Origin of the sequence: Streptomyces sp. V2I9, from assembly GCF_030817475.1 — a bacterium.
In the GTDB taxonomy this organism is placed as follows: domain Bacteria; phylum Actinomycetota; class Actinomycetes; order Streptomycetales; family Streptomycetaceae; genus Streptomyces.
The window spans coordinates 4440545-4457066 of the sequence record NZ_JAUSZJ010000002.1 but is presented as its reverse complement, the minus strand read 5'-3'; the positions used below and the strand labels follow the sequence as shown (position 1 = coordinate 4457066).

Below are 16522 nucleotides of genomic sequence, written 5' to 3'. Positions count from 1 at the left end.
GAACTTTCCCGCTGTGACGACGAGCGGCCCGGCGCACGAGGTCGTCGCGCGCCGGGCCGGGCCGTCTCCCGTGGAGACGTACGAGGTCAGGAACCCGCACCGCGCGGGAAGGAGACTTCCACGCGGCGGTTCTTCTTCCGGCCCTCTTCGTTGCTGTTGCTGGCGATCGGGTACTGCTCGCCGTAACCCCGGATCTCGTACGTGATCGTGGGGCCGAGCTCCTTCGACAGCACCCCGTGCACGGCGTCGGCCCGCTTCTTGGAGAGGACGTCTCCGTGGGCCGAGGAGCCGAGGTCGTCGGTGAAGCCGAAGACGCGGACCTTGGTCGCGTTCTGCTTCTTGATCTCCTCGGCAATGGCGGCGATACGGGCGTTGGCCGCCGAGCTGAGCTTCGCGCTGTCCTTGCCGAAGAGGACTTCGGCCTGGAGCGCGAACTTGATGTCGGCGTTGCTGTCCTCGCGGCGCTCCTCGCCGCCGAGGTCTTCGACGACCTGGACGATGTCGAGGACCCGCCCCGGAGCGAGCGTGCCGCCCTCCGGCATCTTCAGATCGGGGTCGCTCGGGTCGACGCGAACGGGCGGCTCCGACGTCGCCTCGGTACCGGGCGGGACGCTGGGGCCGTCGTCAGCGTACGAGGGCGAGGCTCCGAACAGGGCTGTCGCAGCCACGAACAGGGCCGTGGCGATGGGGACTCCCACCATGCGCATGGAGGTCACGCTGCCATCACCCGGAGATCTTGAGCGACGTGGTCGCGAACGTAGGAACGGAGAAGTCGACCTCCGTTGTTGTGCTCGGCGGCGCCGGGAACTGCATGAACACCGCAGTGGAGTCACCAGGCTGGAGTGGCTTGATCTTCGTGGTGCACAGGCATCGACCGTCGGTGTCCCGAAGGACGTAATAGCGCTTCTTGCCGAGCTTGTCCACCAGGGTGGCGCCACCGACGGACGACAGGTTCTGACGCACGATCACGCTCTCGCTGCCTGCCCATTGAGCTGGGTTGGCCGGCTTGTCGCCTTCGTTCTTTACTTCAGCCTGGACGGTGACAAACCCACCCGAATCTCGCTGTACCTGATTGATGACCATGACAACACCGGATTGCCCGCGGATCTCGGCAAGCTTCACGCTGGGGTCCACGTTCTCCCCCGCAGCCGTGTCCTCCTGCTGCGACTCGCCCTTGTCCTCCGCGGACGGGCTGGCAGGGGCGGACGGAGCGGTGGAGCCTTCCTTTCCGGGCTCGTCGCCTCCGTCGTCGCCACAGCCGGCGAGCGTGAGGGCCAGGGCAGCCGTCATGCTGACAGCCGCCATAGCCCTTCTGGTCGTCGTGGTCCGCCGCATACTCATGGTCCGTTTCCTCTACTCGTCGTTCGCTGTCACTGGTCGACCAACCGCACATCGAAGAGGGTCCTGCTCACGCTCTCCCACGGTGGGGGGCTGGCGGGCACGATCTCGATAATTTCGCCGCTCCGACACGTGAAGATGAAGAGGTCCTGGACGCCATTGCTGTCGGCGTCCACAGCCTTCGGGTTGGGGCAGCGGAACTCGATGAGCGCGGTGGCCTTCGCCTCAGCCTTCTTGTTCTCCGACCCGGGGAGCACCGGCGAATCCACCGGTTTGCGGCCCTCGACCTCGACCGTGATCCGGTCGCGCAGGTATCCGGGGGTCGGGTAGCAGAGCTTTTTGTCCGCGTCATTGGCGGAGGCAAGGCGCTGGGCCTCGGAGCACGGCGCGACGAAGGGCGCGGCAAGGAAGACATCCAGCATGTTGCCGGGCAGCGAGGCGTAGAACCCGGTACCGAAGTTGCTCCGCGCCTGTTGGGCGGCGGCCAGGGCGGCGGCGTCCGCCGCGCCTTGGGACCCGTTGCGCAGAGCCGAGGCTTTGCCGACAGCGAAGAACGCCAACGCGAGGAAGAGCAGGCCCGCCACCATCATGATGTAGATGGGGAAGGCCTGCCCTTGATCTCGACGAGATCGGACAGTCATTAGCCTGCGGTGATCTGATCGACCAGCCCGCTGATCCGTGCCGAGATCGCACCGCCGATGCCCGTGGCCACGATCGCCCCGATGATCGCCACGACCACCAGAATGATGCCCAGGTACTCGAACGCCGTCTGACCCCGGTCCTTCGTCTCGTAGCGCTTCTGGATGGCGCTGACGGCGGTGTTGGCCCAGCCGTTGACGCGGACGGCGGCCTTCAGGGTGATGTCCGACATGGTGTTCCCCTCCTGGTTCGGCCGACCGGGTGCCGGCCGACTCGCACGTTTCTGTGGTGCCGCCTCCGGAACCGGCTTCCTCCCGGCCGGTGCCGTTGGCGACGTGAGAAACATAGAGGGATTCCACCGCTGCGCCAGAGGGCCCGTGGGCCCATTCCTGGGCCCAAAGCTCCTTCTGGGTCCCCTCGTCGCGTGCCTGCCCGCTCATGGCTGCCACCCTTCGTTCCGGGGCGCGGTGCCGAGCCAGTGGGCGATGGCCTCGCTGCGCGTGGCGCTGTGGAGCTTCGTGAAGATGCGGTTGATGTGGTTCTTGACCGTCTTCTCACTGATGAAGCAGGTAGCGGCGATCTGCTGATTACTCATTCCGGACGCAATCAGGTCCATGACCTCCACCTCCCGCGAACTCAGCTTGTGCTGCTGCCTGTTGGGAGCGTCCACCGGCCCCCCGGACTGAGAAGACTGTCCCACAGAGGGTTGCAGGTGCGAAAGGCCTTCCGAATGTTCGAAGGAGCGGGGCACCGCGTTCATGGGCGCCGGAGCGGGTGCCGGAGCTGCTGTCAGCGCCGACCCGAGGCCCTCCGGCAGGGGGCCTCGCCGGGGTACCGCGCCCTGCCGCATGTGGGCGAGCAGGGCGTCCGCCGCCGTGGCCGTGAAGTGGGCGCGTCCGTCCTTCGTGTCGCGTACCGCCTGGACCAGTTGGTCCGCCGTGAACTCGCCGTGCACCAGATAGCCGCCCGCGCCCAGGCGCAGCGCCTCGTGGACGATCTCGCTCTCGCGGCTGTACGTCAGCATCAGCACGGGCGCGATGCCGACCAGGTGCGGCAGGGCCGAGATGCCGTCCACGCCGGGCATCCGGACGTCGAGCAGGACCACGTCGGGGCGGTGCTGGAGCGTCTTGTCGTACGCCTCGCGGCCGTCCGCCGCCTCCGCCACCACCTGGATGTCGGCACGGCCCGAGAGCAGGACACCCAGACCCGCCCGGACCACCGGGTTGTCGTCCGCGACCACCACCCGCAACCGGGCCGGAGCGGGGGCCGGCGGAGCCGGAGGGAAGGGGGACGCGGACGTCGTGGGGCTGCCGGGTGCCCGGCCCGGCCCGTGCGGGGGCGGGAGCGGGGGCTGGGGCGGGGACGCAGGGTGCTGGAGTCCGGCGGGCTCGGGACGCCCGGAGTGTTCGGCGGAACCGGGGGCCTGCGTGAACGGTGCGGGCGGCGACGGGTGCCGGGGGGCGGGATGGCGTACTGCCGCCCCCCAACGGTGCTGCGCGGGGAAGACGTCGTCCGGCATGCTGCGACCTCCTCTCAGGGTCGGGTGTTACGGGTGGGGGTGGTCGTGACGGTCCGGGGGCCGGGGCCGAGTGCGGAACCGAGGTCGGATGCGGGGCCGAGGTCGGATGCGGAGCCGGGGCCGACGCCGGGGCCTCCGCCGGGGCCGGGGCCGGCTGCGGCTGCGTATCCGGGGCCGGGCGCAGGCCCCGGCCGCCCCGTCTCCGGCGGAGGCCCCGACCACCCGGCCTCCCCCGTGCTCACGCCACCCGCCCCGCCCGTCTTCCCCGCCAGCGCGGCCAGCGGGAGTTCCACCCGGACCTCCGTGCCCTTCTCCGCCTTGCCCCGGCCGATCCGGATGCGGGCTCCGATGGAGGCGGCCCGTTCCACCATGCCGACCAGGCCGAAGTGGCCTGCCCGGCGCAGCCCTTCCAGGGTCGTGCCGGCGGGCAGGCCACGGCCGTCGTCGTACACGCTGACGCGGAGCATGTCGCCCTTCACGCCCGCGAGGACGATCAGGTATGTCGGGTCGGCGTGGCGGTGGGCGTTCTCCAGGGCCTCGGAGGCGACGGTCACGAGCTGGCGGGCCACCGCCTGCGGGACCGGGGGGACCGGGGTCTCCTCGGCGAGGCGGCGGAAGGTGGCCGTGACCGGGTGGCGGGCGGTGAAGTCCTCTGCCTGTGCGTGGAGTTCGGCGAGCAGGTCGACGCCGCCCTCCAGGCCCTGTTCCCGCCGCAGGTCGCTGAGCAGTTCGCGGGACTCGGCGGCGGCCCGGCGGGCGGCGCGGGCGACCAGTTCCGCCTGGAGTCGGACGGCCGGGGGGTCCATCCGGTCCGCCGAGCCTGCCAGTCCGTCCGCGGCCAGGGCCAGGCCGTGCAGGGTCTTGGCCACCGAATCGTGCATCTCCCGTGCCAGGCGCGTGCGTTCGCCCTCCACCGCCTCGCTCACCGCCAGCCGCGCGCGGGTCTCGGTGAGCGCCTGGGTGGCGGTGCCGAAGCGCAGGAGGAGGTTGCGCAGGGTGACCCCGACCGCGCCCGCGATCACGCAGAAGCCGGGGAGCAGGAGGGCCGTCGCCCCGCCCGCCTCCAGTTTCGGCACGGTGGCGTACACGCCGACGACGATGACCACCTGGAGGGCGGCGAAGACCGCCGCGCCGCGCCAGCCGTGGACCAGGCCCGCCAGCAGGGGCGTGCAGACGGTGACGTACGCGAGGGTCGACTCGGGTGTCGCCGTGATCAGCAGCAGGGCGCCGAACGACGCGTCGACGGCCAGGAGCCAGGGGTGGCGCAGGAGGACCGGGCCGAAGCGTTCCCAGTCCCGGAACAGGACGTACGAGCCCATGAAGGTGACCAGGATCGCCGAGCCGATGAACCAGGTGGGCAGACCGGGGGCGGTGTGGCTGATGGCGGTCGGGGTCGCTATGGCGATCATCGCCAGGCGGAAGCCGAAGACCTGGCGGCACATCGCCTGGAGCGCGTTGACCTGGATGGCGAGCGCCGGGCGTGCGGGGGTGCCGGTGTGGGCGCGGGTCAGGTCCGCGGCCGCCGCGGGATGGGCCCCGCTGAGCTGGTATGCCATGTGCCTGTCACCTCCGTCTCGCGCCCCGACGTCCTGTACGCCTTCGTGGCTCCGCGCGTCCTCCCTCGTACCCGTCGTCGTCCCCATCGCGCCCCTCGTTCATGTCATCCCCCGGTGAGGAACGCGAAGTCCACGTTCGCGCCGTACACGAAGCCGACGGTGAGGAGAACGAGCGTGCCCGGCAGGAGGAACGTGGTCACCGCGAACGTGGCCTTCGGGACCGCCCTGGCCGCCTTGCGGCGGGCGTTCTGGGCGTCGGTGCGGCGCATGTCGTTGGCGATCTGGATGAGCGTCTCGACGATCGGCGCGCCCAGTTCCTCGCCCTGCTGAAGGGTGGTGACGAACATGGCGACCTGTTCGGAGTCGTTGCGTCTGCGCAGTTCCTCGAACGCCTGGCGGCGGCTGACGCCCATGTCCATCTGGCGGAGGGTGATGCGCAGTTCGTCGGACCAGGGGCCCTCGTACTTGTCCGCGACGCGGTCCAGTGCCTGCCGGAAGCCGAGTCCGGCGGAGACCACGACGGCCAGGACGTCCAGGAAGTCCGGGAGCGTGCGTTCGATGTGCTCCCGGCGGACGCGGATGGCCGACCAGATGCCCGCCTCCACCCAGAACAGGCCGAAGGCGACCATGAGGAGGGCCAGGAAGAGCTGGCCGCGGAGGAGCATCGAGAACGCGCCGAGCAGACCCAGCGCCCCGTAGACCGCGCGGCGGGCGGCGTAGCGGTCGATGGTGAGGCCGCCGGGGTTGCCCGCCAGGTCGATCTGGCGGCGCTTCTTGTTGACGGCCTTGGGGCCCATCATCCGCAGGACCATGGGGGCCCACCGGATGCCGAGGCGGTCGATGCCGGAGCCGACGGCGCTGGTGCGGGTGGCGCCGGACTCCAGGGCGACGGCGAGGTCGCCGGGGAGTTCGGCGTCGGCCCGGTACATCCGGATGCCGTGGACGGCGCCGTACACGGCGAGGCCGGCGACCAGGGCGAGCAGCAGGTCCATGATGGTTCTTCTCCCAGCTCGTCAGACGTCGATACGGGACATGCGGCGGATGACGATGAACCCGATCGCGTAGAGGACGATGGACACCACCACCGCGGCCTGGCCGATGAACGCGCCCGTCATCCGGTCCAGCGCGCCGGGCATGACGGCGTTCATCAGGAGCATCGCGCCGATGCCGAAGACGGGTACGGCGTAGGCGGTGACGGTGACCTGGGAGAGCTGGGTCTTGACCTCGCGGCGGGTCTCCTTGCGCTCCTCCAGCGTCTCGGTGAGGTTGCGCAGCGAGCTGACGACCGTACCGCCGGCCCGGTTGGAGAGCACCAGCGTCGTCACCAGGACCACGAGTTCGCGTGAGGGCAGCCGGTCGGTCAATTCGCTCAGCGCGTCCTCCAGGGACTCCCCGACCGCCAGCCTGCGGGCGACCCGCGACAGTTCCTCGCCCGCCGGGTTCTCCAACTCCTCGGCCGCCATGGACAGCGAGGTGCGCAGGGCCAGGCCGGCCTGGGTGGCGTTGGCGAGGATGCGGGAGAGTTCGGGGAGCTGGTTGATGAAGCGCTCGGTGCGCTTGATCCGCTGCCAGTTGAGGAACGCGTTGGTGCCCCAGAGGCCGATCAGGGCGGCGACCGGCCCGAAGAACGCGGCGAGCATGGAGGAGGCGATCATCCAGAGACCGGCCATCGCGACGACCGCGTAGACGAAGAACTCGCCGGGCGTGATGTCCATGCCGGTCGCGGCGAGCTTCAGCTCCAGCTTCCGGCCGAGCGCGGTGGCGCGCAGCCGGCGGTCGAGCCCCTTGAAGCGGCGTACGCGGCCCGTCTCCGGGATCTGTCCCACGTGGGAGAGCCGGTCGACGAGGGCGTCGCGGTCGGCCTTGCCTCCGGAGTACGAGTACAGGCCCATCACGCCGAGCACGCAGCACAGCAGCGTGACGCCGACGGTGACCAGGGGGAGGTTGACGTTGTCCATGGCGCGGTACCTAGTTGGCCTCTCGGGTGGCGAGCTGTTCGGCGGACTGGGCCACGCCGAACGCCTGGGGAATGGGCTGGCTGGCCAGGTAGAGACGTTCGGCGAGCCTCCGGGGCAGCGGGAGGTACTGGAAGTCGCCGTAGATCCGGCCGTCGGGGGCCATCGGCCGCGCGTCGAACCGGGCCACCGTGACGATGCGGTACGGGTCGCGGCCGTGGCTGTCCAGGACGGCGATCTCGGTGATCTTCCTGGCCCCGTCGGCGTGCCGGGTGAGCTGGACGATCACGTCGACGGCGCTGTTGATCTGGTCGTGCAGCGCCTCGAAGGGGATCTCGACCTCGGACATCGAGGCGAGGGTCTGGAGACGCATCAGCGCGTCCTCGGCGCTGTTGGCGTGGACGGTGGCGAGCGAGCCGTCGTGGCCGGTGGACATCGCCTGGAGCATGTCGAGGGACTCGCCGCCGCGGACCTCACCGACGACGATGCGGTCCGGGCGCATACGCAGCGAGTTGCGGACCAGGTCGCGGATGGTGATCTGGCCCTTGCCCTCGACGTTCGCCGGTCGGGACTCCAGCCGGATCACATGGCTCTGCTGGAGCTGGAGTTCGGCGGAGTCCTCGATGGTGACGATGCGTTCGGCGTTCGGGATGAGCCCGGAGAGGGCGTTGAGCAGGGTCGTCTTGCCGGTACCGGTGGCCCCCGAGACGATGATGTTGAGCTTGGCCTGGACGAGACCGGCGAGCAGGACCAGCATCTGCTCGTCCAGCGAGCCGAAGCCGATCATCTCGTGGAGCGTGAAGGAGCGCGGGAAGCGGCGGATGGTGAGTGTCGCGCCGGTCAGCGAGAGCGGCGGGATGATCACGTTGACGCGTTCGCCGCTGGGCAGGCGGGCGTCGACCATCGGGTTCGACTCGTCGACCCGGCGGTTGACGGTCGACACGATGCGCTCGATGGTCTGCATCAGCTGCTCGTGGGAGCCGAAGCGCATCGGGAGCTGTTCGACCCGGCCGTTGCGTTCGACGAAGATCTGGTCGGGGCCGTTGACCATGATCTCGGTGATGGACGCGTCCTCCAGGAGCGGTTCCAGGATGCCGAGGCCGAGCGCCTCGTCGACGACGCGGCGGATCAGCTGCGAGCGCTCCACGGTGGAGAGGACCGGGCCCTCACGGCTGATGATGTGGCCGAGGACGCGCTCCAGCCGGGCCCGCCGGTCGGCGGCGGCCAGCGAGGACATCTCCGCGAGGTCGATCTCCTCCAGCAGCTTGGCCCGGTAGGTGGCCACCAGGTGGCTGTCCTCCCGTGCCCCGCCGTGCTCCTCCGGAGCGGTCATGCGTGCCCGCAGGCTCATCTGCGTAACTCTCCTCGGTGTCGCGTCGGTTCGGTCGGGGGCGTCCGCGGGCGCCCCCCCCCGGGGGTCATGGGCCGTCCGTGGGCTTCCGGGACGGGGTCAGAAGCCCCCGGCCCTCTCGTCGGCCATGGTGGTGCTGCGCTCGGCCCACCAGCCCTTCAGCCCCGGCACGACGGAGGGCACCTTGACCCGGACCGTGACCGTGATGTCCTGGCCGCCGCTGTGGCGGTAGCGGAATCCGCCGTCCTCCACCCAGTCGCTCACGGCGTCGCGCGCGTTGCTCTCGCCACTGCCGCGCGCGTCCACGCTGGCTTCCGTACGGGCCCCGGCGCGGGCCGCGGTGCCCGCCTGGTTCGCGGCGTACGCGGCCAGGCCGAGCTGGATGGCCGCCATGGCGACGAGGAGCAGCAGGGGGAGGAAGCCGAGGTACTCCATGGCGACCTGCCCCCGGTCGCCGCCCGGCCGTGCGGGACGCGTGCGCCCGCCGTACGAAGGTGTCGTCACCATGACTGCTCCTCCCTCGGTGATCCGGCCTCGCCCTCGATCGGGACGTCGAGGTCGAACAGCCCCGGTACCAGGACCGGGACCTTCAGCTTCACGGTGGCCTCGTAGAGGGCGCCGCCGCTGCGGCAGGTGACGACCGCGTTCTCCGCCCATGCGTCGGGGAGGTCCTTCTTGGCACCCTCCTGGCACGCGGCCCAGGACGCGAACTCCGCCCCGCTGCCCTTGCGCGCGCCCACGTCGGCGGCGTTGCCCGCGAGGCTGAAGGTGTAGCCGATCAGCGCGCACTCCCAGAGCACGAGCATGATCAGGATGATGAAGGGGGTCATGCCCAGGAACTCGACGGCCGTCTGGCCGCGGTCCCGCCCCCGGCGGTCACGCAGGGCGGTGACCCGCCCCCGTATGCCGCCGCGTGCCGTCCTTGTGGTGGTCATCGCTCAACGTGTCCCCTCGGAGTCTCCGGGCCCGCGGCCGGAGCCGTCGCGCCGGCGGCGCGGGCGTCCGATCGAGCCCCGGTCGTTCTTGAAGGCGCCGCTGTTCCGCTTGACCAGGGCGCTGCCGCTCTTCTTCGCCGTCGCGCTCTCCTTGACGATGCCCAGCTCGCCGGCCAGGCCCCAGAGCGCTTGCTTGACCGTGCTCTTGGCGTCCAGTTCGTGGAGGCGGCCGGAGTCGATGGACGCCTGGAGTTCCTTGAAGTTCGCGGGGACCGCCGCGGAGGCGACCCGCGTACCGGTGATCTTCTGGATCAGCGGTGGCTGGATCTCGGTGTTGCGGGTGAAGCGGTTGACCAGGGTCACCGTCTCCTCCGCTTTGCGGATCTGGAGCCGTTCCCACATCCGTACGACGCGTTTCGCGCCGCGCACCGCGATGACGTCGGGGGTCGTGACCAGCAGCGCGACGTCGGCCATCTCGACGGCCGCCGCGTTGGCCCCGTTCATCTGGCTGCCGCAGTCGACGACGACGATCTCGTAGCGGGTGCGGAGCGCGCTGACGATCTGGCGGGCCGAGCGGTCGCTGACCTCCTCGCCGCGTTCGCCCTCGCCGGGGGCGAGCAGGAGGGCGAGGCCGGTGGAGTGGGAGAAGACGGCGTCGGCCAGCACGCGCGGCGAGATGTCGGTGATCAGGGCGAGGTCGACGAGGGAGCGCCGGAACTGGACGTCGAGGAAGGAGGCGATGTCCCCGGTCTGGAGGTCCATGTCCACCAGCGCCACCGTGTTGCCGGACGCCTGGGCGGCCAGCGCGAGCTGGATGGCGGTGACGGTCGCGCCGACGCCGCCCTTGGCGCCGGTGACCGTGACGACCGTGCCGCCTGGGCCGGTGAAGACCTCGTTCCCGGCGGTGAGGTGGCGGCGGACGCCGGCGGACCACTGGGCCGCCGCCTGGACGCGGTTGGCCAGCTCCTCGTAGCTCAGGGGGAGGGTGACCAGGCCGCGCGCCCCGGAGTCCATGGCGTCGGCGAAGAGGTTCGGGCTGGCGTCCGCGGTGATCAGGACGACCCCGACGGACGGGAACCGCAGCGATACCTCCCGGATCAGCTCCAGGGCCGGCACCGGGCCGATCCGCTCGTGGACCAGCACCACCTCGGGCAGTTCGTCGAGCGCCTCGCCGGCGAACCGGGCCAGCGCGTCGATGAGCTGGGTGGAGTCGCCGACCGGGGTGGCCGGTTCGGCGTCGGGCAACTGGCTGAGCAGGGTGGTGACGGAGCGGGCCGCGTCGATGTCACCGACGGCGGGGAGGATTCTGGTGGTCATCCCAGCCTCACTTGTCCTTGTCGAGCGTGTAGGTGCGGTCGCCCGGGCGGATGGTGCCGTCGCTGCCGGGGGCCACGAGCGCGAGGCGGACGTGCTCGGCGAACGACTCGGCGTAGGCGACGCGCTGGGTGTCCAGCGTGTTCAGGGCGAAGGTGATCGGCACGGCCTCGGTCGCCCCGGTGCCCCGGTCGTCCGGGCGCGGGTTCAGGGCGGTCAGCTCACCGACGTCCAGCACCTTGGCGTTGGCGACGATGACTTTGGACTGCGCGGGGTCGCCCTGCTGCTCGCCGGCGAACGTGGCGTAGATGTTGACCGTCGCGCCCGGCGTGATCTTGCCGGCGACGCCGGTGGAGGCGTCGATCATGATGGCGATCTCCTGCTCACCGGCGCGGAGTTCGGGCTTGCGGACCATCATGTCCGACTGGAGGAGGGAGCCCGAGCGCAGCTCGGTGACCGCGATCTTCGACTCGACCTCCCGCAGGTCGGTCACGGCGTTCTCCGAGAGCCACCGTTTGGGCATCGTGATCTTCTCGAACTGGCCGCTGTTCAGGGCGGTGTACGGAGCCACGTTGGTCTTCAGCCGGTACGCCGTCACCTCGGGGCCGACCTTCGAGTTGACGTCGCTGATCACCGAGAGCACCCCGGCGAAGGCCGCGAAGGCACACAGGACCGACAGGAGCAGGAGTATCACGCCGCGGCGCTGGCGGGAGTTCATGGTCCGGACAACCTCGTTCGAATCGGATGCGTGGGGTGGACAGCGGAGGAAGGGGCGGAGCTGGGGAGCGGTGGAGTTCTGGAGAGGTTCGGTGGGGCGGTGTGCGGTGACGCGTCCGCGGAGGTGCGGCGGCGTGCCGTGGGAGGAGACGGCGGTGCGCGGCCCGTGGGGCGGGGCCGGGCGGCAGAGGTGGTGCGGAACGTCGGGAGCGGTGGGGCCGGTGCGGGAGGAGCGACCGGGCGCGGGGACGGGGACGGGGAGAAGCGGTCGTGGCTACGGGCCCGGGGATTCGCCGGTCCCACGGTGGAGGACACCGGAGGGGAGCGCGCGGTTCTCCGGAGCCGCGAGAGGTGCGGAACAGAATGCGCAGCGGTCGCCGATGAGTTCCATGGCGCACCAGTGGCATTTCTCCCGGCGCACGGAGGCGACCAGCTGGTAGAGCACCGAGAGGTCCGGGAGGTGGGCGGCGAACTCCACGAGCTTTCCCGTACCCCACCAGCGCGGCGAGTCGGACGGGACAGCCGTGTCGTGAACGGCCTGGACCTTCCAGGCGGGCGCGAGGGTCTCCTGTACCCAGTCCGACTGAAGATTCCCCTTGGCCACCAGAAGATGCGTGGCGAAGTCCGGCCCCGTCAGCGGTTCCGCGGTCGGCCCCACCTTCACCAGTTGCGCCTCGGGGCCGGCGAGCACGGCGAACTGGCTGCCGGGGACCCAGGACTTGGCGTGGCTCTTGAGGCTGACCGGGACCCGGTCGAGCCGGGCGACGGAGTTGAGGAGGGCGCCGGCGTAGATGTAGTGCGAGAGCAGCCGGGCGGCGGCGGCGACCACGCCGGGGCTGAAGTCGCAGATGGACAACTGCCGTAGCTGGCGCACCAGTACGGCGACGCCCAGGGGCGGGAGATCGACCTTGACCAGGGCGATCCGGTCGCTCTCCAGCACCGAGCGGATGGAGTGGAGGCGGCGCTCGTGCTCGGGCCGGATGCCCGAGGGGTACAGGGCGATCACATACCCGTGCTGTTCGAGCAGCAGGTGCATGTCGCCGATGGCCAGCTCCAGCGCCTGGGCCTCGGGGGCTTGGAGCAGCGCGGCGGTCGGCGTCTGCTGGTCGGTCGGCGGCAGCACCAGGTCTGCGCTCGTCACTGCTATCGCGGTCGGCACGCTCTCCCCGTTTCGGCTCCGGCCGGCGTGGGGACGCCGGCCGCAATCGCTCCTGCTCCGTGCTCCTGACCCAGCACTGTAGCCACGTCTCACCAGGCAGAGAACAGTTATCGGAGACCAGTACGACAACATCCGAACGCTGTTCCTGCGGAACCCGAGGGCTAAACGGGATGAAATCGATTTCCCGCCTCCCGGCTTTCCTTGCGGAGCGTCACCTTCGAACACCGCCGGATTTCCCCCGCCTATCCGTTCGCGCACGTCAGAGTGGATTCCGGGGCACCCGACCGCCTTTCCGTACGGTCGTTTCCGTGACCATCCGGAGACGCCGCGCAAGATCACTCGTGCGGGGGGCGGGGAGCGCTCGCGCGGACGTTCCCGAGCGGGAGGAATCCGGTCCGGCACCCCCGTACGGGGGTGGTCGTGTCGGCCGTACCGGGGGAGGTCGCGTCGGCCGCTCGGAGGTGGCCGTGCGCCCGCCCGCGCACCCTCGTGAACAGGCCTCACTGCCAGAGGTCTTGACAACTCGAATGGTCTGGACCAGCTTTGTGCGCCAAGCGGTGGCCACCGCTCCCGGAACATCACCCCCTGTTCACCGTCCCGGTCCAGCACCTCCTGCTCCACCGCACCACGCGTCGCAGCCCCCGCGTCGCGGCACGACGTCACGCACCCGTGTTTCACCGACCCCCGCTTCACGAACACCAGCAGCGCGGCCAGCGGTCGCGCGATCCCCCGCCCCGCCCGCCGTGCGGCCCGGCCCCGACGTCCGCCCGGCATCCCCGCACGATCCGCCACCCCCCAACTCCCCCCCCGGAGGCATCAGTGGAACGCTCCGCAGGCAGCAGTCGCAGAAGCAGGCGCCGCTCCCGGCCCGTGCTCGGCTCCACCCTGGCCGTCGCCGCCGCAGCGGCCCTGACCGTCACCGGACTCGTCAGCACCGCCCAGGCCGCCGACGTCAACAACGCCAAGAACGCGGGCTTCGAAGCGGGCCTGGCGAACTGGACCTGTACCGGGGGCACCGGCGCCGCAGTCTCCACCCCCGTACGCAGCGGTACGTCCGCGCTGAAGGCCACCCCCGCCGGCCACGACAACGCCAAGTGCTCGCAGTCGGTCAAGGTGCAGCCCAACTCGACGTACACGCTCAGTTCCTGGGTGCAGGGCGGCTACGCCTACCTCGGAGCGAGCGGCACCGGCACCACCGACGTGTCCACCTGGACACCGGGCTCCTCCACCTGGACCAAGCTGTCCACGAGCTTCAAAACCGGCGCCAACACCACCTCGGTGACCGTGTACACCCACGGCTGGTACGGGCAGGCCGCCTACTTCGCCGACGACATCGAGGTGACCGGTCCCGACGGCGGAGGCGGCGAGGAGCCCGGCCCCGTCGTCCCGGCGACCCCGGCCGGCCTCACGGCGGGCGCGACCACCACGTCCTCCGTCGCCCTGTCGTGGAACGCGGTCTCCGGCGCCACCGGGTACACCGTGTACCGGGACGGCGCGAAGGCCACCACCTCCACCGGCACCTCGGCGACCGTCACCGGCCTGAGCGCCGACACCGCCTACCAGTTCTCGGTGAGCGCCACCAACGCGGCCGGCGAGTCGGTCAAGTCGGCGGCGATCACCGCCCGTACGGCCAAGAACGGCACCGGCCCGGTGACCTCCGTGCCCAAGCACGCGGTGACCGGTTACTGGCAGAACTTCAACAACGGCGCCACCGTCCAGAAGCTGAGCGACGTCCCGGCCGACTACGACATCATCGCGGTCTCCTTCGCGGACGCCACGGCGACGCAGGGCGCGGTCACCTTCAACCTGGACACCGCCGGACTGAACGGCTACACCGAGGCGCAGTTCCGCGCGGACATCAAGGCCAAGCAGGCGGCCGGCAAGAACGTCATCATCTCCATCGGCGGCGAGCTGGGCACGGTCCGCGTCGACAACGACGCCTCCGCCACCGCGTTCGCCAACTCGGTCCACGCGCTGATGCAGGACTGGGGCTTCAACGGGGTCGACATCGACCTGGAGAACGGCCTCAACGCCACGTACATGACCAAGGCGCTGCGCCAGCTCTCGGCGAAGGCGGGCCCCGGCCTGGTCCTCACCATGGCCCCGCAGACCATCGACATGCAGTCGACGTCGGGCGAGTACTTCAAGACCGCGCTGAACGTCAAGGACATCCTGACGGTCGTCAACATGCAGTACTACAACAGCGGTTCGATGCTCGGCTGTGACGGCAAGGTCTACTCGCAGGGCTCGGTGGACTTCCTCACCGCACTCGCCTGCATCCAGCTGGAGGGCGGCCTCGACCCGTCCCAGGTCGGCATCGGCGTCCCCGCCTCCACGCGCGGCGCGGGCAGCGGCTACGTCGCCCCGTCGGTCGTGAACGCGGCGCTGGACTGCCTGACCAAGGGCACCAACTGCGGTTCGTTCAAGCCGTCCAGGACCTACCCGTCGCTGCGCGGCGCGATGACCTGGTCGACGAACTGGGACGCGACGGCCGGGTTCGCCTGGTCGAAGGCGGTCGGCCCGCACGTCCGCAGCCTGCCGTAGCCCGTACCCGCCCCTCCCCCGCACCACCCCGGACCCGCAGCGCCGCCGCTCCCCCGGCGGCGCTGCTGCGTTCCGGCGTCACCGTCCGCACCGCGTCCCGGCGGTCACCAGGGCAGTTCACGCACCTGCTGGACGCACAGCACGACGAACAGCAGGCCGGACAGGGCGAGCATTCCGTTGCTGACCCACCCGTTGCGCCACTCACCGGGCGTACGGGAGGAGTTGAGCAGCCAGAGCAGGGTCAGGGCGAGGAACGGCATGAAGAACGCGCCGAGCACCCCGTACGCGATGACGAGGCCGAAGGGTTCGTCCAGCCAGAGCAGGGTCATGGGCGGGAAGGTCAGCCACAGCAGGTAGGCGCGGAAGGGCATCGAGCGCTGCTGCCGGTCGGCGACGGTGGGGCCGGCCTTCTCCCCGGTCTCGGCCGCGGGCGCCCGGAACCGTTCCACGAAGTCGGCGAACATCAGGCTCACCCCGTGCCAGACGCCGATCAGCGACGAGAACGAGGTGGCGAAGAAGCCGACCAGGAACAGCCTGGCGGTACCCGCGCCGAAACGGTCCTCCAGCACCGTGCCCAGGTCGATCAGCCCCCGGTCGCCGGAGGTGAGAGCGGTCTGCGAGGCGTGCAGCAGTTCGGCGCCGACGATGAGCATCGCCACGACGAAGATCCCGGTGGTGATGTAGGCGACCCGGTTGTCGAGCCGCATCACCTTCATCCAGGAGGAGTCGCTCCACCCCTTGGCGTTGACCCAGTACCCGTACGCGGCCATGGTGATCGTGCCGCCGACGCCGCCGATCAGGCCGAGCGTGTAGAGGAGCGAGCCGTCCGGGAGCACGGGCAGCAGCCCGGCGAACGAGGCCCCGACGTCCGGCACGACGCGGAGGGCCACGTACACGACCACCACGAACATGATGCCGATCAGGACCGTCATGACCTTCTCGAAGACGGCGTACCGGTTGAACCAGACGAAGACCAGCCCGATCAGGCCGGTCACGATCGCCCAGAACTTCAGACCCGGCCCGTCGGGGAAGAGCGCGACGATGGGCAGGGCGCTGGAGGACATGGCCGTCGCCCCGTAGATGAAGCCCCAGACGACGACGTAGACCGCGAAGTACACGGTGGTCCAGGGGCCCAGGCTGCGCCACCCGTCGAAGAGCGTACGGCCGGTCGCCAGGTGCCAGCGCCCGGCCGCCTCGGCGAGCGAGATCTTGACGACGCAGCCGATCACCGCCGCCCACATCAGGGTGTAGCCGAATGTGCTGCCCGCGATCAGCGTGGCGACGAGGTCGCCGGCCCCGACCCCGGTCGCCGCGACGACGATGCCGGGACCGATGTACCTCCAACTGGACCTGCGCGGTCGGGAGGCCGGCTCCCCTGTCCCTGTGGTTGCGCTTGTCTCCGCCATGCGGATCAAGGAAGCGCAATCGGCGGGGCGGCACAAGAGGGCGTGGATGGCCATCGTCACCCGCGACCCGTGGATCCCGAAGGACGACG

Annotated in this window: 16 protein-coding genes; 1 reads left to right on the top strand and 15 read right to left on the bottom strand. The window is 70.5% G+C overall.

Annotation, left to right across the window (positions count from 1 at the left end):
* Positions 1-86 precede the first annotated feature (86 nt).
* The 14 genes from QFZ71_RS19850 to QFZ71_RS19785 all read right to left on the bottom strand — a co-directional run bounded on the left by QFZ71_RS19850 (position 87) and on the right by QFZ71_RS19785 (position 12465).
* Positions 87-701 carry an OmpA family protein gene (locus QFZ71_RS19850; RefSeq protein WP_373465202.1) on the bottom strand — a complete coding sequence of 205 codons (615 nt, stop codon included), beginning with the start codon at positions 699-701 and terminating at the stop codon, positions 87-89.
* Positions 702-723: 22 nt separating this feature from the next.
* A complete protein-coding gene (locus QFZ71_RS19845) occupies positions 724-1341 on the bottom strand; it encodes a hypothetical protein (RefSeq protein WP_307669527.1) in 618 nt (205 codons plus the stop codon).
* Positions 1342-1370: 29 nt separating this feature from the next.
* Positions 1371-1979: a pilus assembly protein TadG-related protein gene (locus tag QFZ71_RS19840; RefSeq protein ID WP_307669526.1), complete on the bottom strand. Its 609-nt coding sequence runs from the start codon at positions 1977-1979 to the stop codon at positions 1371-1373.
* Positions 1979-2209 (bottom strand): hypothetical protein, encoded by a 231-nt coding sequence (locus QFZ71_RS19835; RefSeq protein ID WP_307669525.1) that lies wholly within the window; start codon positions 2207-2209, stop codon positions 1979-1981. Before QFZ71_RS19835 ends, QFZ71_RS19840 begins: the two co-directional genes overlap by 1 nt.
* 204 nt (positions 2210-2413) lie before the next feature.
* On the bottom strand, positions 2414-3496 hold the full coding sequence (locus tag QFZ71_RS19830; RefSeq protein WP_307669524.1) for a response regulator transcription factor: 1083 nt from the start codon (positions 3494-3496) through the stop codon (positions 2414-2416).
* Between the two features lie 14 nt (positions 3497-3510).
* Positions 3511-5052, bottom strand: coding sequence for a sensor histidine kinase (locus QFZ71_RS19825; RefSeq protein WP_307669523.1), 1542 nt, complete (start codon positions 5050-5052; stop codon positions 3511-3513).
* A 104-nt stretch (positions 5053-5156) separates the two neighbouring features.
* Positions 5157-6044 (bottom strand): DUF5936 domain-containing protein, encoded by an 888-nt coding sequence (locus tag QFZ71_RS19820; RefSeq protein ID WP_307669522.1) that lies wholly within the window; start codon positions 6042-6044, stop codon positions 5157-5159.
* 21 nt (positions 6045-6065) lie between these two features.
* The gene (locus QFZ71_RS19815; protein WP_307669521.1) at positions 6066-7010 is read right to left on the bottom strand and encodes a type II secretion system F family protein; all 945 of its coding nucleotides are present in this window, start codon (positions 7008-7010) and stop codon (positions 6066-6068) included.
* A gap of 10 nt (positions 7011-7020) precedes the next feature.
* Positions 7021-8358: a CpaF family protein gene (locus QFZ71_RS19810; RefSeq protein WP_307669520.1), complete on the bottom strand. Its 1338-nt coding sequence runs from the start codon at positions 8356-8358 to the stop codon at positions 7021-7023.
* Positions 8359-8457: 99 nt separating this feature from the next.
* A complete protein-coding gene (locus tag QFZ71_RS19805; protein ID WP_307669519.1) occupies positions 8458-8865 on the bottom strand; it encodes a TadE/TadG family type IV pilus assembly protein in 408 nt (135 codons plus the stop codon).
* Complete coding sequence (locus tag QFZ71_RS19800; protein ID WP_307669518.1) at positions 8859-9293, bottom strand: TadE family protein; 435 nt, start codon at positions 9291-9293, stop codon at positions 8859-8861. The genes QFZ71_RS19805 and QFZ71_RS19800 overlap by 7 nt, the downstream gene beginning before the upstream one ends.
* Positions 9294-9296: 3 nt before the next feature.
* On the bottom strand, positions 9297-10610 hold the full coding sequence (locus tag QFZ71_RS19795) for an AAA family ATPase (RefSeq protein WP_307669517.1): 1314 nt from the start codon (positions 10608-10610) through the stop codon (positions 9297-9299).
* Positions 10611-10617: 7 nt separating this feature from the next.
* Positions 10618-11325 carry a Flp pilus assembly protein CpaB gene (locus QFZ71_RS19790; protein ID WP_307669516.1) on the bottom strand — a complete coding sequence of 236 codons (708 nt, stop codon included), beginning with the start codon at positions 11323-11325 and terminating at the stop codon, positions 10618-10620.
* 273 nt (positions 11326-11598) lie between these two features.
* A complete protein-coding gene (locus QFZ71_RS19785; protein ID WP_307669515.1) occupies positions 11599-12465 on the bottom strand; it encodes a hypothetical protein in 867 nt (288 codons plus the stop codon).
* Positions 12466-13302: 837 nt separating this feature from the next.
* On the opposite strand from QFZ71_RS19785, the gene QFZ71_RS19780 reads away from it, so the two are divergent.
* Positions 13303-15027: a chitinase gene (locus QFZ71_RS19780; RefSeq protein ID WP_307669514.1), complete on the top strand. Its 1725-nt coding sequence runs from the start codon at positions 13303-13305 to the stop codon at positions 15025-15027.
* A 104-nt stretch (positions 15028-15131) separates the two neighbouring features.
* Here the strand turns inward: QFZ71_RS19780 and QFZ71_RS19775 are convergent, their stop codons facing one another.
* A complete protein-coding gene (locus tag QFZ71_RS19775) occupies positions 15132-16433 on the bottom strand; it encodes an Nramp family divalent metal transporter (protein ID WP_307669513.1) in 1302 nt (433 codons plus the stop codon).
* Positions 16434-16522: the final 89 nt, after the last annotated feature.

Excerpts from the sequence above, each read along its gene's own strand:
- QFZ71_RS19850 (WP_373465202.1), bottom strand. The coding sequence starts at position 701 with ATGGTGGGAGTCCCCATCGCCACGGCCCTGTTCGTGGCTGCGACAGCC.
- QFZ71_RS19845 (WP_307669527.1), bottom strand. The coding sequence starts at position 1,341 with ATGAGTATGCGGCGGACCACGACGACCAGAAGGGCTATGGCGGCTGTC.
- QFZ71_RS19840 (WP_307669526.1), bottom strand. The coding sequence starts at position 1,979 with ATGACTGTCCGATCTCGTCGAGATCAAGGGCAGGCCTTCCCCATCTAC.
- QFZ71_RS19835 (WP_307669525.1), bottom strand. The coding sequence starts at position 2,209 with ATGTCGGACATCACCCTGAAGGCCGCCGTCCGCGTCAACGGCTGGGCC.
- QFZ71_RS19830 (WP_307669524.1), bottom strand. The coding sequence starts at position 3,496 with ATGCCGGACGACGTCTTCCCCGCGCAGCACCGTTGGGGGGCGGCAGTA.
- QFZ71_RS19825 (WP_307669523.1), bottom strand. The coding sequence starts at position 5,052 with ATGGCATACCAGCTCAGCGGGGCCCATCCCGCGGCGGCCGCGGACCTG.
- QFZ71_RS19820 (WP_307669522.1), bottom strand. The coding sequence starts at position 6,044 with ATGGACCTGCTGCTCGCCCTGGTCGCCGGCCTCGCCGTGTACGGCGCC.
- QFZ71_RS19815 (WP_307669521.1), bottom strand. The coding sequence starts at position 7,010 with ATGGACAACGTCAACCTCCCCCTGGTCACCGTCGGCGTCACGCTGCTG.
- QFZ71_RS19810 (WP_307669520.1), bottom strand. The coding sequence starts at position 8,358 with ATGAGCCTGCGGGCACGCATGACCGCTCCGGAGGAGCACGGCGGGGCA.
- QFZ71_RS19805 (WP_307669519.1), bottom strand. The coding sequence starts at position 8,865 with ATGGTGACGACACCTTCGTACGGCGGGCGCACGCGTCCCGCACGGCCG.
- QFZ71_RS19800 (WP_307669518.1), bottom strand. The coding sequence starts at position 9,293 with ATGACCACCACAAGGACGGCACGCGGCGGCATACGGGGGCGGGTCACC.
- QFZ71_RS19795 (WP_307669517.1), bottom strand. The coding sequence starts at position 10,610 with ATGACCACCAGAATCCTCCCCGCCGTCGGTGACATCGACGCGGCCCGC.
- QFZ71_RS19790 (WP_307669516.1), bottom strand. The coding sequence starts at position 11,325 with ATGAACTCCCGCCAGCGCCGCGGCGTGATACTCCTGCTCCTGTCGGTC.
- QFZ71_RS19775 (WP_307669513.1), bottom strand. The coding sequence starts at position 16,433 with ATGGCGGAGACAAGCGCAACCACAGGGACAGGGGAGCCGGCCTCCCGA.